Below are 16,178 nucleotides of genomic sequence, written 5' to 3'. Positions count from 1 at the left end.
GCGAACTCCCTGTCAGGCGAGGGCTTTGGCGGCATCAGCCACCGCGGCGCGGATTCGGGCATAGGTGCCGCAGCGGCAGATATTGCCGGCCATGGCCGAGTCGATCTCGGCCGGTGTCGGCTGCTTGCCCTTGGGCTGGGCCTTGAGGAATGCGGTGGCGCTCATGATTTGGCCGCTTTGGCAGTAACCGCACTGCGCCACGTCGTGCTTGACCCAGGCTTCGTGGACGGCGCTGCCCACCGGGTCGCTGCCATCGGTGGCTGCTTCGATGGTGGTGATCTTCTTGCCAATCGCCGCCGCGACCGGCGTCACGCAGGACCGGATGGCCTGGCCATCCAGGTGAACGGTGCAGGCGCCGCACAAGGCCGCGCCGCAGCCGAACTTGGTGCCGGTCATGCCCAGCGTGTCGCGCAGGGCCCACAGGATCGGGGTGCCAGGGTCTACGTCAACCGTGTGCTCACGGCCATTGATATTGAGGGCGCTCATAGTCGGACCAGCTCCAGATGGTTGGGCACCGATTACTATAGGAAGCATTGGGGACGATAGCTTGCACGATCCGGTCCGATGATTGCCCAATCTTGCAAATCACCAGCCGTTTGTTTGAAACGATCACGCCAAGATGTGGGCGCGGCATACCCTCGTATGGTATCGAGCGCGCCACGCCACGCCGCACACTCGTTCTCCAGGTGAACCGTTGTTCTGGCACAGGAAAGACGGTTCGCCCCATTCATGACAGGAGAGCGATCATGACGATGCATCAGCAAGACACCGCGCAAAAACAAGCGATCCAAGGGGTATCCGCGACCGAAGAACTGGTTCCGTCGCGCTACGCACTGAAGGTCGGCGACATCGATGTGCTGGTGGTCAGCGATGGCGTGCTGCCGCTGCCGACCTCGACCATGTCCACCAACGTCGACCCGGCCGCCCGCGCCGCGTGGTTCAAGGATATGTACCTCGGCCCCGACGCATTCGATTGGGCGCTGAACGTGCTGGTGGTGCGCAGCGGCGAGCAGACCCTTTTGGTCGACGCCGGCCTGGGTGGCCAGTTTCCCGGCTTCCCCCGCGCCGGCCTGTTTCCCAAGCGACTGGAAGCGGCCGGCATCGAGCTTTCCTCCATCACCGACGTGGTCATCACCCATATGCACATGGACCACATAGGCGGGCTGCTGGTCGATGAGGTGAAGAGCCGTCTGCGGCCGGATGTGAAGATTCATGTGTGTGCGACCGAAGTCGAGTTCTGGGCCAACCCCGATTTCTCACGCACTGTCATGCCTTCGCCAATACCGGAAGTGTTGCACACCACCGCGCAGCAATTCATGGAGGCGTACCACGACAAACTGCACACCTTCGAGCAGGAATATGAAGTGGCGCCGGGCGTGGTGGTCAAGCGCACGGGCGGGCATACGCCGGGGCACAGCGTGGTGCATGTGACGTCCGGCAATGAAAAACTGACGTTTGCCGGCGATGCCCTGTTCCCGGTGGCCTTCGACCATCCCGATTGGCAGAACGGCTTCGAGCACGACCCTGAAGAAGCGGTGCGCGTTCGTGTACGGCTGATGCAAGAAGCCGCGGCGAGCGGCGAGCTGTTCGTGGCCACTCACCTTTCGTTTCCTTCCGTGGGCCGGGTGGCGGTCAACGGTGATGCGTTTCGCTGGGTCGCGGGCTCTTGGGATTATTGATCGGTGGCTGGGCTCGGGCGGAGGTCCGGGCCCAGATTGGAGGCTATAGGTTATTTGCCCCCAGGATCCGAAGCAGCAGTGCCATTCGGGCGAGAAAAAACAGGGGTAGGTGATGCTGCTTACTTGAGAAACATGATGGGCTCGTGGCGAGGGAGCTTGCTCCCGCTCGGCTGCGAAGCAGTCGTAAATCGGCGGGTGCGGTGTGTCTGTTGCTTCGTATTCGGAGGGTTTAGGGCCGCTTCGCGGCCCAGCGGGAGCAACCTCCCTCGCCCCGGGTCATTGTCCTCAAATGAACCGGATTTTGTTTCCAACGAGCAACTCGTCGATTTCAAGCACACCCGCTATAGTGCGAGCCTTACGCCGTCCCCCGGCACTGACACGGCAGTCACCAGGAAGCTTATATGTCGCAAGGCGAGCTCGTTACCCATCCCGAAGTCACCCGTTTCCCAATCTCACCCAGCGTCGAGCAGGCGCGCCAGCAGATCCCTCCCGCGAAGGAGCGTCTGGCCCAGCGCAAGCAGGTTGTGCTGAAACCCTTCAAGATTGTGCAGGGCCTGTTTTGCGCTTATTGGCTGATCAAATGGGTGATGGCGGGGCATTACATTGGTGGGCCGCTGCTGGCGGGCCTGCTCTGGTGTGTGACCTGGGTATTCAGCGTGCCGCTGCAGTGGTTCTGGCGCCAGGAAAGCCGTGACCTGAAACGTGCCGAGGACAACGTCCCCGTTGTCCTGCATAAGGCATGCACCGAGTTTCTCGCCGAGCAGGAACTGGGCCCGTATCGCTGGATATCCCGTGGGGGAGACATGCTGGGGTTATTTCCAGAGACTGCGGTGCTGTACCTCTATTCGGCGGAGTCCGGCCATGAGCACGCCCTGATTGACGCGCCACGGGTCGTTCGGCAGGTCCGGGTCGATGAGCGAACCGAGACCGTGCATACCTCCCGCACCCATACCAAGCACAGTGAGCGCAGGATCAATAACACCCACTTCGGGGGCGAGATCGATAAAGGAACGTCGGACTCGACCACTTATACGTCGAGTACCACTCACCACACCTTTACGTTGCAAATCCAGCTTCAGATCGGTTCAGGCACACCTCTGTGGACCACCTGGTCGTTTGGCAACGATTGGCAGGAAGCCGAAAACTGGCGTTTGCAGATTGCGCAGGCAGCGGGGCTATAAGGGCGCGGCGCGGGGCCCTCGATGCCCGCGTTCGTGGCGTCCCGCAAAGTCTGCTGAACAGGTCTCGTAAAACGGTGGTTTGTACCAGGGAGCCTATGCTTTTAACCGTTTATGCACGGTTTCCCGGTGTTGTAATAAAGCCGTGAAGACGATGTGCTTTTTACTTCCCGGCCCCCAATGGACATCCTGACAAATGCCTGCACCGTTAACTTCCGTAGAGACGAGTTCCGAGCTGCCGACGCACGCTGATGTGGTCGTGATTGGCGGCGGCATCATCGGGACCTTTACCGCCTATTACCTGGCCAAGCGCGGCATGAAAGTCGCCCTGGTGGAAAAAGGCCGGATCGGTGCCGAGCAATCGAGTCGAAATTGGGGCTGGTGCCGGCAACAGAATCGAGACGCCCGTGAGTTGCCGCTGTCGACCAAGAGCCTGGACCTGTGGGAGCAGTTCGCAGCGGACTCCGGCGAGGACACCGGCTTCAAGCGCTGTGGTTTGCTCTACTTGAGCAACAGTGAGAAGGAGCTGGACGGCTGGGCGCAATGGGGTGAGTTCGCCCGGACCGTGAATGTCAAAACCCATATGTTGACGGCGGAACAGGCTGCTCAACACGGTCGAGTGACGGGCAAACCCTGGAGGGGCGGGGTGTTTTCACCGACCGACGGCACCGCTGACCCGTCCCGCGCGGCACCGGCGGTGGCGCGGGCAATCATCAAGCTGGGTGGCACGGTGCATCAAGGGTGCGCGGCGCGTGGCCTCGAGACCGAGGGCGGACGGCTGTCCGCCGTCGTGACCGAGAAGGGCACCATTCGCACCCCTCTTGCTGTTCTCGCGGGCGGCGCGTGGGCCTCGTCGTTCTGCCGGCAGTACGGCATTCGTTTTCCCCAGGCGACCATTCGCCAGACCGTAATGGCGGTGTCCAAGGGCGCCCCGGAGATCCCGGATGCGCTGCACACCGCCGACATTTCCATGACCCGGCGCTCGGATGGCGGCTTCACCCTGGCAATCAGTGGCAGGGGGCGGGTTGACCCGACGCCGCAACTGCTGCGTTTCGCCCCGCAGTTCCTGCCGATGTTCCAGCGCCGCTGGCGCAAGCTGGCGCCCGGTGGCTTGCAAGGGTTCCAGGCGGGGCACGAAGGCCTGGGTCATTGGCGCCTGGACCAGCCCACCCCGATGGAGAGAATGCGGATCCTGGATCCCAAGGCAGATACCCGGGTGGTTGAATTGACGTACAAGCGTGCGATCGACCTGGTGCCGATGCTGAAGGCCTCATCGATCACCGGGGCCTGGGCCGGTTATGTCGACAGCACGCCTGACGGTGTCCCGGGGATCGGTGAAATGGCGGAGCTCCCGGGCCTGGTGCTGGCGGCGGGGTTCAGTGGCCACGGTTTTGGCATCGGCCCGGGCGCGGGTCATCTGATCGCCGATATCGTCACGGGCATGGCCCCCCTGGTTGACCCACGACCCTATCATCCGGACCGTTTCCAGTCTTCGTCCTGGGGCAAGGTCGCGGAGTTCTAGAGACGCGGAAATCTCACTGGCAAGACAACAAACGGGCGCACCCGCAGGGGCTGCGCCCGTTCTCGTTGTGCCGGCGCAGATTCTGCCGCACGCCGCGGTTCAAGAGGCTTTGCGCGCACCATAAATGGCCCCGGACGCCTTGAAAAAGGCCCGGATGCCCAGGCATGGCGCATCCCGCACAGTCTGCTGAGCGGGCCCCGAAAAACGGTGGTTTGTGCCAAGCGACCTATACTTTTAACGGTATATGCGCGGTCTCATGATGCTGTAATAAATCCGTGATGCAGCGTCGCACCTCCACCTCCAGAACGGTGCAATCGCTTGCCCCTCATGACCTCCACCATCACTCAGGACTGCACTCATGAGCTTCCTTCGCCCCAAGTTCATTACCTTTGACTGTTACGGCACGTTGACCAATTTCCAGATGGGCACCATGACGCGCGAGCTGTTCGCCGACCGGGTCCCTGCCGAGCAAATGGAGCAGTTCGTCAAGGATTTCTCGGCGTATCGCCTGGACCAGGTGATGGGTGACTGGCGACCCTATGATGAGATTCTCAAGACAGCCCTGGCGCGAGTCTGCAAACGCTGGGGCGTCGAATACAAAGGCGAAGGCCAGCTCTACTACGATGCCGTACCGACCTGGGGCCCGCATGCCGACGTGCCGGCCGGCCTGTCGAAAATCGCCGACAAGATTCCCCTGGTGATTTTCTCCAACGCGATGGACGAGCAGATCATGTCCAACGTCGACAAGCTCGGTGCGCCTTTCCATAAAGTCTTCACCGCCCAGCAAGCCCAAGCCTACAAGCCACGCCTGGCCGCCTTCGAGTACATGCTCGATAACCTCGGCTGCGGGCCGGAGGACGTCCTGCACGTGTCTTCGAGCTTCCGCTACGACCTGATGTCGGCCCACGACATGAAAATCAAGCACAAAGCCTTCGTGGCCCGTGGTCATGAACACCCGGCGAACGCGGCCTTTGGTTACCACCAGATCCCGGACATCGGCGGATTGGCCGGGCTGGTCGGTCTCTGAGTTTCTGAGCTCTCTTCAAGGCTAAAGGGGTTTTGACATGGGCAGTGAGTCCTATTGGCTCGATACCGCACCGGCGTTCACCGGTGCCCAGCTCGGCGCGTTGCCCGGGCAGGTCGACGTGGCCATCGTCGGTGGTGGTTTCACCGGCCTGGCGGCGGCCCGGGCCCTGGCCTTGAAGGGGGCCAGCGTGGCGGTGCTGGAAGGCGGGCGGGTGATTGGCGAGGCGTCGGGGCGCAATGGCGGCCAGTGCAACACCGGCGTTGCCCAAGACTACGCGGCCCTCAGTGCCAGCCTCGGCGCCGATAAGGCGCGCACTTATTACCAGGCTTATGAAAGCGCGGTACAGAGCGTTGTCTCGCTGGTTGAGCAGGAGCGGATCGCCTGTGATCTCAAGCGCAATGGCAAGCTCAAGCTGGCCGCCAAGCCGATGCATTACGAAGGGCTGGCGCGCACGTGCGAATTGATTCGCCGCGAGGTCGATGCCGAGGTCGAGTTGTTGTCCGCCCAGGAGACCCGCGCTGAAGTCGACTCGGCCCAATTCCATGGCGGCCTGCTGCAGCGTAATGGCGTGCAGATGCATGTCGGGCGCTTCGGGGTCGGGTTGGCCGAGGCCGCCGCGCGTCACGGCGCGTTGATTTTCCAGGGCGTGTCCGTGACGGACTGGAAAGCCAGTGCGGGCGGTTATCGGGTCAATACCACCAAGGGTTCGCTGCAGGCCACGCAAATCCTGCTGGCCACCGGCACCTGCCAGCAGGGCGGGTTGGGCTGGTATCGGCGCAGGATCGTGCCGGTGGGCAGTTTCGTGATCGCCACCGAGGTGTTGCCCCAGGCCTTGGTCGACCGCCTGCTGCCGGCCCATCGCTCGTATGTCACCAGCCGCATGATCGGAAATTACTTTCGCCTGACGCCGGACAACCGCCTGCTGTTTGGTGGGCGTGCGCGGTTTGCCATGTCGGACAGCGTGTCCGACGCCAAGAGCGGCAAGGTCTTGCACGCGGCGATGGTGCAGATGTTCCCGCAACTGGCCCACGTGAAGGTCGATTATTGCTGGGGCGGGTTGGTGGACATGACTTCCGATCGGTTGCCCCGGGCCGGCCAGCATGGCGGGGTTTATCACTCCATGGGCTACAGCGGCCATGGCGTACAGATGTCGGTGCACATGGGCCAGGTCATGGCCGACGTCATGGCTGGCAACCTGGAGGCTAACCCTTGGCGCGAGCTCGATTGGCCGGCCATCCCCGGGCATTTCGGCAAGCCCTGGTTCCTGCCGCTCGTGGGGGCGTATTACCGGCTTCAGGACTATTTGCATTGAGTTAGTGGGGACGCTTCACGTTTCACCACGTTGCGTTAATCGCGAGCCATCGAGCCTTATCACTTCCGAAAGGTAGAACTGACATGACTGACAAGAAAAACAGTATCGACACCCAGCTGGTAACAGGTACGGAAAGTCTGCGCATTTTCGAAGGGCTCAATCGCGGCATGTCACGCCGCAATGCATTGCAGATGCTCGGTTTGGCCGGGGTAGCGGTGGCCGGTGCCGGCAGCCTGTTCGGCACCGCCGGCAAGCTGTTAGCCGATGACGAGGCCGCAAGCCCTGGCAAAGGCAAGCCGGGCGGGCGGATCCGCGTCGCCGGTTCGACCAGTTCCACCGCCGACACCCTGGACCCGGCCAAAGGTTCGTCCTCCACCGACTACGTGCGCCATTACATGTTCTATAACGGGCTGACGCGTTTCGACAGCCATATGGTCCCGCAGCTGGAGCTGGCCGAGCGCATCGAAACCACCGACGCTACCCTCTGGGTGATCAGCCTGCGCAAAGAAGTGACGTTCCATAATGGCAAGGCCCTGACCGCCGCCGACGTGGTGTTCTCGTTGTTGCGCCACAAGGACCCGATCACCGGTTCCAAGGTCCTGCCGCTGGCGTCGCAGTTCGCCGATGTGAAAGCCGTTGGCACCCACGAAGTGCAGATACAGTTGAGCGGCCCCAACGCTGAACTGCCGTCGGTGCTGGCCGTCTCGCACATGCTGATCGTGCCCGAAGGCACCAGCGATTTCAGCCAGGGCATTGGCACCGGTCCGTTCAAGGTCAAGGAATTCAAGCCCGGCGTGCGTTCCGTGGGCGCGCGCAATGCCAATTACTGGAAACCCGGCTTGCCGTACCTGGACGAGATCGAATTCATTGGCATCGCCGACGAATCGTCGCGGATCAACGCGCTGTTGTCGGGCGACGTGCACATCGTCAACGAGGTCAACCCACGCTCGACCACACGTATCAAGGCCAGCGCCAAGCACCGGGTCATCGATTCGCCGTCGGGCAACTACACTGACCTGATCATCCGCCAGGACCAGATGCCGGGCCAAAGCCCGGAATTCACCCAGGCCATGAAGCTGTTGCTGGACCGTGAGCAGATCAAGTCGGCGATCTTCCGTGGCTACGCCCGGGTCGGCAACGACCATCCCATCGCACCCGGTGCGCGTTTCTATAACGCGGAGTTGCCACAACGGGCCTACGATCCGGAAAAGGCCAAGTTCCTGCTCAAGAAGGCCGGCATGGAAAGCATCAGCATGCCGCTGATGTGCTCGCCCGCGGCGACCGGTTCGGTGGACGTCGCGGTGCTGCTGCAGCAATCGGCCAAAGAGGCCGGGCTCAAGCTCGACGTCAACCGGCTGCCCAGCGATGGCTATTGGTCGAACCATTGGGCCAAGCACCCGCTGAGCTTCGGCAACATCAACCCGCGTCCGAATGCCGACATGATCTTCTCGCAGTTCTTCCAGTCGACGGCCCCGTGGAACGAGTCGGGCTGGAAAAACGAGCAGTTCGACCAACTGCTGGTACAGGCGCGAGGGGAAACCGACGAGGCCAAGCGCGGCAAGATGTACGGCGACATGCAAGCCCTGGTGCATGAACACAGCGGTATCGGCGTGCCGGTGTTCATCAGCAACATCGACGGCGCCGACCAGCGCGTCAAAGGCTATGGCGCCAACCCACTGGGCGGTTTCATGGGCTACATGTTCGCCGAGCAAGTCTGGCTGGACGCCTGATGAACCTCGGGTTCACGCTGCATTGCATGAGGGGCGGCTGATGAATAGCAACACACTGTGGTTGATTGGCCGACGCCTGGGGGCGGCGGTCCTGACCTTGCTGATTGTGTCCATGGTGGTGTTCGCCATCACGGCGGTGCTGCCGGGCGACGCGGCGCAACAGTCCCTGGGCCAGTTCGCGACACCGGAACAGGTCGCCGCCCTGCGGGCGAAAATGGGCCTCGACCAGCCTGGTGTGTTGCGTTACCTGCACTGGCTGACGAGCCTGCTCAGCGGTGACCTGGGGATGTCGATTTCCAATGCCATGCCGGTCATCGATCTGATGGCCGGCCGGGTCCCCAACACCTTGATGCTCGCGGCGGCCACGGCATTGGTTTCAGTGCCGGTGGCGTTGACGCTGGGTATCGGCTCGGCCATGGGCCGGGGCGGGCGCATCGACAGTTTCCTGAGTTTTTTCACCCTGACCATGGTGGCAGTGCCGGAATTTCTGGTGGCCACCCTGGCGGTGCTGATATTCGCGGTAAACCTGGGTTGGCTGTCGGCGTTGTCCTACGCCAGTGACATCACCTCACCCTGGCAATTCATGCGCACCTACGCCTTGCCGGTGATGACGCTGTGCTGCGTGATAGTCGCGCAGATGTCGCGCATGACCCGGGCGGCGGTCATCGATCAGCTCGACAGCCCCTATGTGGAGATGGCCCGGCTCAAAGGCGTGAGCAATGTCCGCATCGTGCTTCGCCATGCCTTGCCCAATGCCATCGGGCCCATCGCCAATGCCATCGCCCTGAGCCTGTCCTACCTGCTGGGCGGGGTGGTGATCGTCGAAACGATCTTCAATTACCCCGGTATCGCCAGCCTGATGGTCGATGCCGTGACCAATCGCGACATGGCCCTGGTCCAGGGCTGCACGATGTTGTTCTGTACCGCGTACCTGGCGTTGGTGCTGATTGCCGACCTGTGCGCGATTCTTTCCAATCCGAGGCTGAGAAACCAATGAACAATCTCATTGTGAAATCCCCGCCTGCGGCCGCAGCGCTGGGGTTGGGCAAAGACCCCCATGGCGCGTCCTGGCTGGGCCTGGTCGGCGCCGCGATGTGTGCGATCTGGCTGTTGGTGGCGATATTCGGCCCGTGGCTGGCGCCGCACCCGGTGGGTGAGGTGGTCTCTGACAATGTCTTCGACAGCTTCAGCGCCGCGTACCCGTTCGGCACCGATTACCTGGGCCGTGACATGCTCAGCCGGATTCTCGTCGGCGCACGCTTTACCGTCGGCCTCGCGCTGGTAGCCGCGGTGCTGTCCAGCACGTTGGGCACGAGCCTGGCCTTGCTGTCGGTGGTGTCGCCAAAGTGGTTGGATGAGCTGATCAGCCGGCTGATGGACGCGTTCATTTCGATTCCGAGCAAGATGCTCGCGTTGATCATGGTTTCGGCTTTCGGTTCCTCGGTCACCTTGCTGATCTGTACCGCAGTGTTGAGCTACACCCCCGGCGCCTTTCGCATCGCCCGTAGCATGGCGGTGAATATCGAAGCCCTGGAATACGTGCAAGTCGCCCGCACCCGGGGCGAGCGTCGGCTATACATTGCCTGCGTGGAAATCCTGCCGAACATCCTCAACCCGGTGCTGGCGGACCTGGGCCTGCGCTTCGGTTTCATCGTGCTGCTGCTCAGCGGCATGAGTTTCCTCGGGCTGGGCGTGCAACCGCCGGACGCCGACCTTGGCTCCCTGGTGCGCGAAAACATCGGTGGCCTCAATCAGGGCGCGCCGGCCATCGTGATTCCGGCCCTGGCGATTGGCACCCTGACCATCGGTGTGAATCTGTTCATCGACCGGGTGTCGTCGCGGCGCAATCGACGTACGGGAGGCCATTGAGATGAGCGAATTGATTCGAGTCGAGGGCTTGCGAGTCGTGGCCTGTGGCGAGCGTGGAGAAGTCGATATCGTCAAGGGCGTCAGCTTTTCCCTGGAAAAGGGTGAAGTGCTGGCGTTGATCGGTGAATCCGGCTCCGGCAAGACCACCATTGCCCTGGCGCTGCTCGGGTATGCCCGACGCGGTTGCCGGTTGGCCGGCGGCAGCGTGCACGTCGGTGAGCATGACATGCTGGCGCTGAACGACAGCCAATTGCAGAAGCTGCGGGGCAACCGAGTGTCGTACATCGCCCAGAGCGCCGCGGCGGCGTTCAATCCGGCGAAAAAACTCATTGATCAAGTGGTGGAGGGCGCATTGATCCACGGCCTGGGCAGCCGGGCCGAGCTTGAAACCAAGGCCGTCGAACTGTTCCGCGACCTGGCCCTGCCGGACCCGGATCGCATCGGCCAACGCTATCCGCACCAGGTGTCCGGCGGGCAACTGCAGCGGGTAATGGCGGCCATGGCATTGATCAGCGATCCGTTGCTGGTGGTGCTCGACGAGCCGACCACGGCGCTGGACGTAACAACGCAGATCGATGTGCTGCGGGCCTTCAAGCGAGTGGTCCATGAGCGCGGGGCGACGGCGGTCTATGTGTCCCACGACCTGGCGGTCGTGGCACAGATGGCTGACCAGATTGTCGTACTCAACGGCGGTGAAATCTTCGAACACAGCGCCACGGCACCTTTGCTGCAAGGGCCGTCCCACGAATACACCCGCAGCTTGCTGGCGGCGGCGCGCCCGGACACGACGATTCGTCCACCTGCCGACATCGCGCAAGAAACACCGTTGCTGACCATCCAGGGACTGACCGCCGGCTACGGCAACAAAAATGCCCAGGGCATGCCCGCCATTCGCGTGCTGGAAGACATCGACCTGACGATCCGCCGAGGCCAGGCCATCGGCGTGATTGGCGAGTCGGGCTCTGGCAAATCGACCTTGGCCCGAGTGGTGGCGGGGCTGTTGACACCGGCCCTTGGCGGCTTGACCTTCGATGGTCAACCCTTGGGTGGCAGCCTGTCGTCACGCACTCACGAGCAGTTCCGACGCATTCAAATGGTTTTCCAGAATGCCGACACCGCGCTCAACCCGATGCACAGCGTCAGCACCCTCCTGAGTCGTCCGTTGAAGATGTATTTCGGCCTCAAGGGCACGGCGTTGCGCGAGCGTATCGGTGAGCTGCTGGACCTGGTACGTTTGCCGCGCACGATGGCCGACCGGCGGCCGAACGAGCTGTCCGGCGGGCAGAAACAACGGGTCAACCTGGCCCGGGCCTTGGCGGCCAAGCCGGACCTGATTCTCTGCGACGAGGTGACTTCGGCGCTGGACACGGTGGTCGGGGCGGCGATCCTGGAACTGCTGCGCGACCTGCGCCAGCAACTCGGGGTGTCCTATCTGTTCATCAGTCACGACATTTCCACCGTCCGGGCCCTGTGTGACGACATCGTGGTGATGTACAGCGGCCACAAGATCCAGGCCGGGACCCGCGACGCCTACGCACAAGCACCGTTCCATCCCTACACCGACCTGTTGATCCATTCCGTGCCGGAACTGCGTCAGGGCTGGCTGGAAAGCTGCGGGGCAACGACGTGCCAGACATTGCCGACCCTAGGGCCCCGAGCTAATGTGCCTGGCTTGTGCACCTTCCTCAGCCGCTGCCCGGTGCGGGTGGATGGCCTCTGCAATTGTGTCGCGCCAGAGCGGCGGACCATCGCCGGCGGCAGTGAAATTCTCTGCCACCATGACAGCGCCGAACTGATAAAAACTCAGCAATCGAACCCTCTGACCGTGGCGGCGTACGCATGAAACCCAGGGCACTGGAAATTCTCAAACGGCTGATGGCCTTCGACACCGTCTCCTCGGAGTCGAACATGGCCTTGATCGAGTATGTACGGGACTTGCTGCTGACCAAGGGCATCGAGTCGCTCATCGTCAAGGATGAGACGGGCAAGAAAGCCAATCTGTTTGCCAGCGCCGGACCACGGGATGTGCCGGGCATCCTGCTGTCCGGTCATACCGATGTGGTGCCGGCGGCGGGGCAGGCCTGGACTGTCCCGGCGTTTGAGGCGACGGTGCGGGACGGGCGGATTTATGGGCGTGGCAGTTGCGACATGAAGGGTTTCATTGCGCTGGCCATCGACGCCATGCTCGACGCCACGGAGGAGCCCTTGAGCCGGCCATTGCAATTGGCGCTGTCCCATGACGAAGAGATCGGTTGCGTCGGGGTGCGGCGCCTGCTGGATGTGCTGCACCTGGCACCGGTCCGGCCGTTCCTGTGCGTGATCGGCGAGCCGACCCAAATGCAATTCGTGCTCGGACACAAGGGCAAGGGCTCTTACCGCACGTACTGTCGCGGCCTGGAAGCGCATTCGTCCCTGGCGCCACGCTCGGTCAATGCGATCCATGTCGCCTGCGACTTCATCGCGGCGCTGCGCCTGAGCCAGCAGCAGTTGCAAGAGCAGGGGGCCCGGGATACCGACTACGACGTGCCCTACAGCACCGTGCATGTCGGGCAGATCGTCGGCGGCAAGGCGCTGAACATCGTGCCAAACCTGTGCACCCTGGACTTCGAAGTGCGGAACTTGCCGGCGGACAACCTCGACCGATTCCTGGAACAGATGACCGAGCGAGCAGAGCTGATCGTGCGCGAAGCCAGGAAGCTCTCCAGCGTGGCCGACATCGACATCCAGACCTTGAACGTCTACCCAGGCCTCGATACCCACCCGAGTGTCGAAGCGGTGCGCTTCCTGAAAAACTTCGCCGCCCCGGACACCGGCACCGCCAAAGTCTCGTTCGGCACCGAGGGCGGGTTGTTCAAGCAACGCCTGGACGTACCGGTGGTGGTCTGTGGCCCCGGTTCGATAGAACAGGCGCACAAGCCTGACGAGTTCGTCGAGGTCAGCCAGATGGACGCGGGCGAACGTTTTCTGCAAGGGTTGTTGGGTTCGATGCGCGCTCGGTAGTGCCACGGTAAAGCGTGCCGTCGAAGGCTGAAATTCAGCATTCACGGCTGTAGGGCCGGCGTTTTCAGCATCCTCGTCCAGGACGACTCAATAGACTGGAGGCTGTCTCAAAACAGGACTCCACGCCATGCTCAAGAATCGCCTGAAAGACCCCAGCCTGCTGGTGGAACTCGCTTACATCGACGGCCAGTGGGTCGGTGCCGACAGCGCCGCTACCTTGGACGTCATCAACCCGGCCACCGGCGAGGTACTCGCTCGGGTACCGGCGATACATGCCAGCGAAACCCGGCGCGCCGTCGAGGCCGCCGACCGTGCCTGGCCGGCCTGGCGGGCGCGCCCGGCGCTGGAGCGAGCGGCGTTGCTCGACCGGTGGTATCAGGCGATGCTCGATAACCTCGACGACCTGGCGCTGATCCTGACTTGTGAACAGGGCAAGCCGCTGACCGAGGCCATGGGCGAGATCCGCTACGGCGCCAGCTTCGTCAAATGGTTCGCCGAAGAAGCACGGCGGGTCTACGGCGAAACCATGCAGGCCCCGAGCGGTGATCGTCGGTTATTGACGCTCAAGCAACCGGTCGGTGTCTGTGCCGCGATCACCCCATGGAATTTCCCCAACGCGATGATCACCCGCAAGTGCGCGCCGGCCCTGGCCGCCGGTTGCACAATTGTGGTCAAGCCTTCGGACCTGACACCACTGTCGGCCTTGGCGCTGGCGGTATTGGCTGAACGGGTCGGCATTCCGGCCGGGGTCTTCAATGTCGTGACCGGCATGCCCGCCGGCATTGGCGAAGAGCTGACCGGCAACCCGACGGTGCGCAAGATCTCGTTCACCGGCTCCACTGCGGTCGGTCGGCTGCTGATGCGCCAAAGTGCCGAACACATCAAGCGCCTGAGCCTGGAACTGGGGGGGAACGCTCCGTTCATCGTGTTCGACGACGCTGACCTGGAGCAGGCCGTGGCCGGCGTCATGCTGAGCAAGTTCCGCAACGCGGGGCAGACGTGCGTCTGTGCCAACCGGATCCTCGTGCAGGACGGCATCTACGATCGCTTCGCCCGGCGCCTGGTGGAGGAGGTCGGCAAGCTGAAGGTCGGCGATGGCCTGGATGCCGAGGTGAACGTGGGCCCGCTGATCAACGCGGCGGCGGTCAGCAAGGTTGCCCGGCATATCGATGAGGCGTTGAGCCAGGGCGCGCGCCTGCTCTGCGGCGGCATCCCCGATGGCGAAAGCCAGTTCGTCCAGCCAACGGTGCTCGGTGAGGCGCACGCGGGGATGTTGCTTGCCAATGAAGAAACCTTTGGTCCGGTCGCGCCATTGATGCGTTTCAGCACGGAAGAAGAGGCGCTGGCCCTGGCCAACGCAACGCCTTATGGCCTGGGTGCCTATTTCTTTACCCAGGACTTGCGCCGCTCATGGCGGTTCGGCGAGGCACTGGAGTTCGGCATGATCGGCCTCAATACCGGGCTAATCTCCATGGACGTTGCCCCCTTTGGCGGTATCAAGCAGTCAGGCGTGGGCCGCGAGGGCAGCAAGTACGGCCTGGACGAATACCTTGAAGTCAAAGCCTTCCACATCGGTGGGCTGTGATCCCTTCACCGTTTGGACAGAGGAGATTGGGTTGATGAACAAGTCATTCAGGATCGCCGCGATTGCCGGCGATGGCATTGGCAAGGAAGTCTTGCCGGAGGGCCTGCGGGTGCTGGAGCAGGCGGCGAAAAAGTGGCAATTGGATTTGAGCATCGAAGTGCTCGACTGGGCCCACTGCGACTACTACCTGGAACATGGGCAGATGATGCCCTCCGACTGGTTCGAGCAGCTCAAGGACTTCGACGCGATCTACTTCGGTGCCGTGGGTTGGCCGGACAAGGTCCCGGACCACATTTCGCTGTGGGGCTCGCTGCTGAAGTTTCGTCGGGACTTCGACCAATACGTCAACATCCGCCCCGTACGGTTGTTTCCCGGCGTGCCGTGCCCGTTGGCCGGACGCGAACCCGGGGACATCGATTTCGTGGTGATTCGTGAGAACACCGAGGGCGAATACTCCTCGGTCGGCGGCAAGATGTTCGAGGGCACCGCACATGAATTCGTGCTGCAGGAGTCGGTGTTCACGCGACGCGGCGTGGACCGGATCCTCAAGTTCGCCTTCGATCTTGCCCAGGCCCGACCACGCAAACGCCTGACGGCGGCGACCAAGTCCAACGGCATTTCCATCAGCATGCCGTACTGGGACGAACGTACGGCACTCATGGCGCAGCAGTACCCGGACGTCACCTGGGACAAGCAACACATCGATATTCTCTGTGCGCGCTTCGTGCTCCAACCGGATCGTTTCGACGTGGTCGTGGCGTCGAACCTGTTTGGCGACATCCTGTCCGACCTCGGGCCGGCCTGCGCGGGCACCATCGGTATCGCGCCTTCGGCCAACCTTGACCCGGAGCGCCGCTATCCCTCGCTGTTCGAACCGGTGCATGGTTCGGCGCCGGATATCTATGGACGTAACATTGCCAACCCGATCGCGATGATCTGGTCCGGGGCCTTGATGCTGGATTTCCTGGGCAATGGCGATGAGCGCTATCGTGCGGCGCATGACGGGATTCTCAGGGCCATTGAACGGGTGATTGCCGAGGGGCCGATTACGCCTGATCTCGGCGGCCGGGGTTCGACCCAGGAGGTTGGGGAGGCTATTGCTTTGGCGCTTTGAGCGGGGCGCATTGCCCCTGTAAGTTTGCGGCGTATGCGCATCTTGTGACCGCCGCAAATCTAAGTGGGAGCGAGCCTGCTCGCGAAAGCGGTGTCACGGTCGATGGACATGCTGGAAGTGCCGGCCTCTTCGCGAGCAAGCTCGCTCCCACAGGACTTTGCG

General features: G+C 62.6%; 13 protein-coding genes. 12 read left to right on the top strand and 1 reads right to left on the bottom strand.

Features of this window, described 5'->3' with window-relative positions:
* Nucleotides 1–12 precede the first annotated feature (12 nt).
* Complete coding sequence (locus tag KSS97_RS15950) at nucleotides 13–486, bottom strand: (2Fe-2S)-binding protein (RefSeq protein WP_217859581.1); 474 nt, start codon at nucleotides 484–486, stop codon at nucleotides 13–15.
* Nucleotides 487–746: 260 nt separating this feature from the next.
* Between KSS97_RS15950 and KSS97_RS15945 the strand changes: the two genes are divergently transcribed.
* The 12 genes from KSS97_RS15945 (at nucleotide 747) to KSS97_RS15890 (ending at nucleotide 16,016) form a co-directional block, all read left to right on the top strand.
* Nucleotides 747–1,679, top strand: coding sequence for an MBL fold metallo-hydrolase (locus KSS97_RS15945; RefSeq protein ID WP_030140626.1), 933 nt, complete (start codon nucleotides 747–749; stop codon nucleotides 1,677–1,679).
* 401 nt (nucleotides 1,680–2,080) lie between these two features.
* Nucleotides 2,081–2,860, top strand: coding sequence for a hypothetical protein (locus KSS97_RS15940; protein WP_217859580.1), 780 nt, complete (start codon nucleotides 2,081–2,083; stop codon nucleotides 2,858–2,860).
* Between the two features lie 193 nt (nucleotides 2,861–3,053).
* A complete protein-coding gene (locus tag KSS97_RS15935; protein ID WP_217859579.1) occupies nucleotides 3,054–4,379 on the top strand; it encodes an NAD(P)/FAD-dependent oxidoreductase in 1,326 nt (441 codons plus the stop codon).
* Nucleotides 4,380–4,737: 358 nt separating this feature from the next.
* Nucleotides 4,738–5,406 carry a haloacid dehalogenase type II gene (locus KSS97_RS15930; RefSeq protein ID WP_030140633.1) on the top strand — a complete coding sequence of 223 codons (669 nt, stop codon included), beginning with the start codon at nucleotides 4,738–4,740 and terminating at the stop codon, nucleotides 5,404–5,406.
* A 37-nt stretch (nucleotides 5,407–5,443) separates the two neighbouring features.
* Entirely contained in the window at nucleotides 5,444–6,718 is a 1,275-nt protein-coding gene (locus KSS97_RS15925; protein WP_217859578.1) for an NAD(P)/FAD-dependent oxidoreductase, read from the top strand.
* A gap of 83 nt (nucleotides 6,719–6,801) precedes the next feature.
* Nucleotides 6,802–8,448 carry an ABC transporter substrate-binding protein gene (locus tag KSS97_RS15920; RefSeq protein WP_217859577.1) on the top strand — a complete coding sequence of 549 codons (1,647 nt, stop codon included), beginning with the start codon at nucleotides 6,802–6,804 and terminating at the stop codon, nucleotides 8,446–8,448.
* Nucleotides 8,449–8,488: 40 nt separating this feature from the next.
* On the top strand, nucleotides 8,489–9,445 hold the full coding sequence (locus KSS97_RS15915; protein ID WP_198798386.1) for an ABC transporter permease: 957 nt from the start codon (nucleotides 8,489–8,491) through the stop codon (nucleotides 9,443–9,445).
* The gene (locus tag KSS97_RS15910) at nucleotides 9,442–10,317 is read left to right on the top strand and encodes an ABC transporter permease (protein ID WP_198798387.1); all 876 of its coding nucleotides are present in this window, start codon (nucleotides 9,442–9,444) and stop codon (nucleotides 10,315–10,317) included. The genes KSS97_RS15915 and KSS97_RS15910 overlap by 4 nt, the downstream gene beginning before the upstream one ends.
* Nucleotide 10,318: 1 nt before the next feature.
* Nucleotides 10,319–12,160 (top strand): ABC transporter ATP-binding protein, encoded by a 1,842-nt coding sequence (locus tag KSS97_RS15905; RefSeq protein ID WP_198798388.1) that lies wholly within the window; start codon nucleotides 10,319–10,321, stop codon nucleotides 12,158–12,160.
* Complete coding sequence (gene argE, locus KSS97_RS15900) at nucleotides 12,157–13,317, top strand: acetylornithine deacetylase (protein ID WP_217859576.1); 1,161 nt, start codon at nucleotides 12,157–12,159, stop codon at nucleotides 13,315–13,317. Before KSS97_RS15905 ends, argE begins: the two co-directional genes overlap by 4 nt.
* 127 nt (nucleotides 13,318–13,444) lie before the next feature.
* Nucleotides 13,445–14,902 carry an NAD-dependent succinate-semialdehyde dehydrogenase gene (locus tag KSS97_RS15895; RefSeq protein WP_217859575.1) on the top strand — a complete coding sequence of 486 codons (1,458 nt, stop codon included), beginning with the start codon at nucleotides 13,445–13,447 and terminating at the stop codon, nucleotides 14,900–14,902.
* A 34-nt stretch (nucleotides 14,903–14,936) separates the two neighbouring features.
* Nucleotides 14,937–16,016 carry a tartrate dehydrogenase gene (locus tag KSS97_RS15890; protein WP_030140641.1) on the top strand — a complete coding sequence of 360 codons (1,080 nt, stop codon included), beginning with the start codon at nucleotides 14,937–14,939 and terminating at the stop codon, nucleotides 16,014–16,016.
* Nucleotides 16,017–16,178: the final 162 nt, after the last annotated feature.

The organism is Pseudomonas alvandae (genome assembly GCF_019141525.1).
GTDB classification, from domain to species: Bacteria; Pseudomonadota; Gammaproteobacteria; order Pseudomonadales; family Pseudomonadaceae; genus Aquipseudomonas; species Aquipseudomonas alvandae.
The sequence above is the reverse complement of the archived record's forward strand: the minus strand, read 5'-3'. Positions and strand labels throughout refer to the sequence as shown.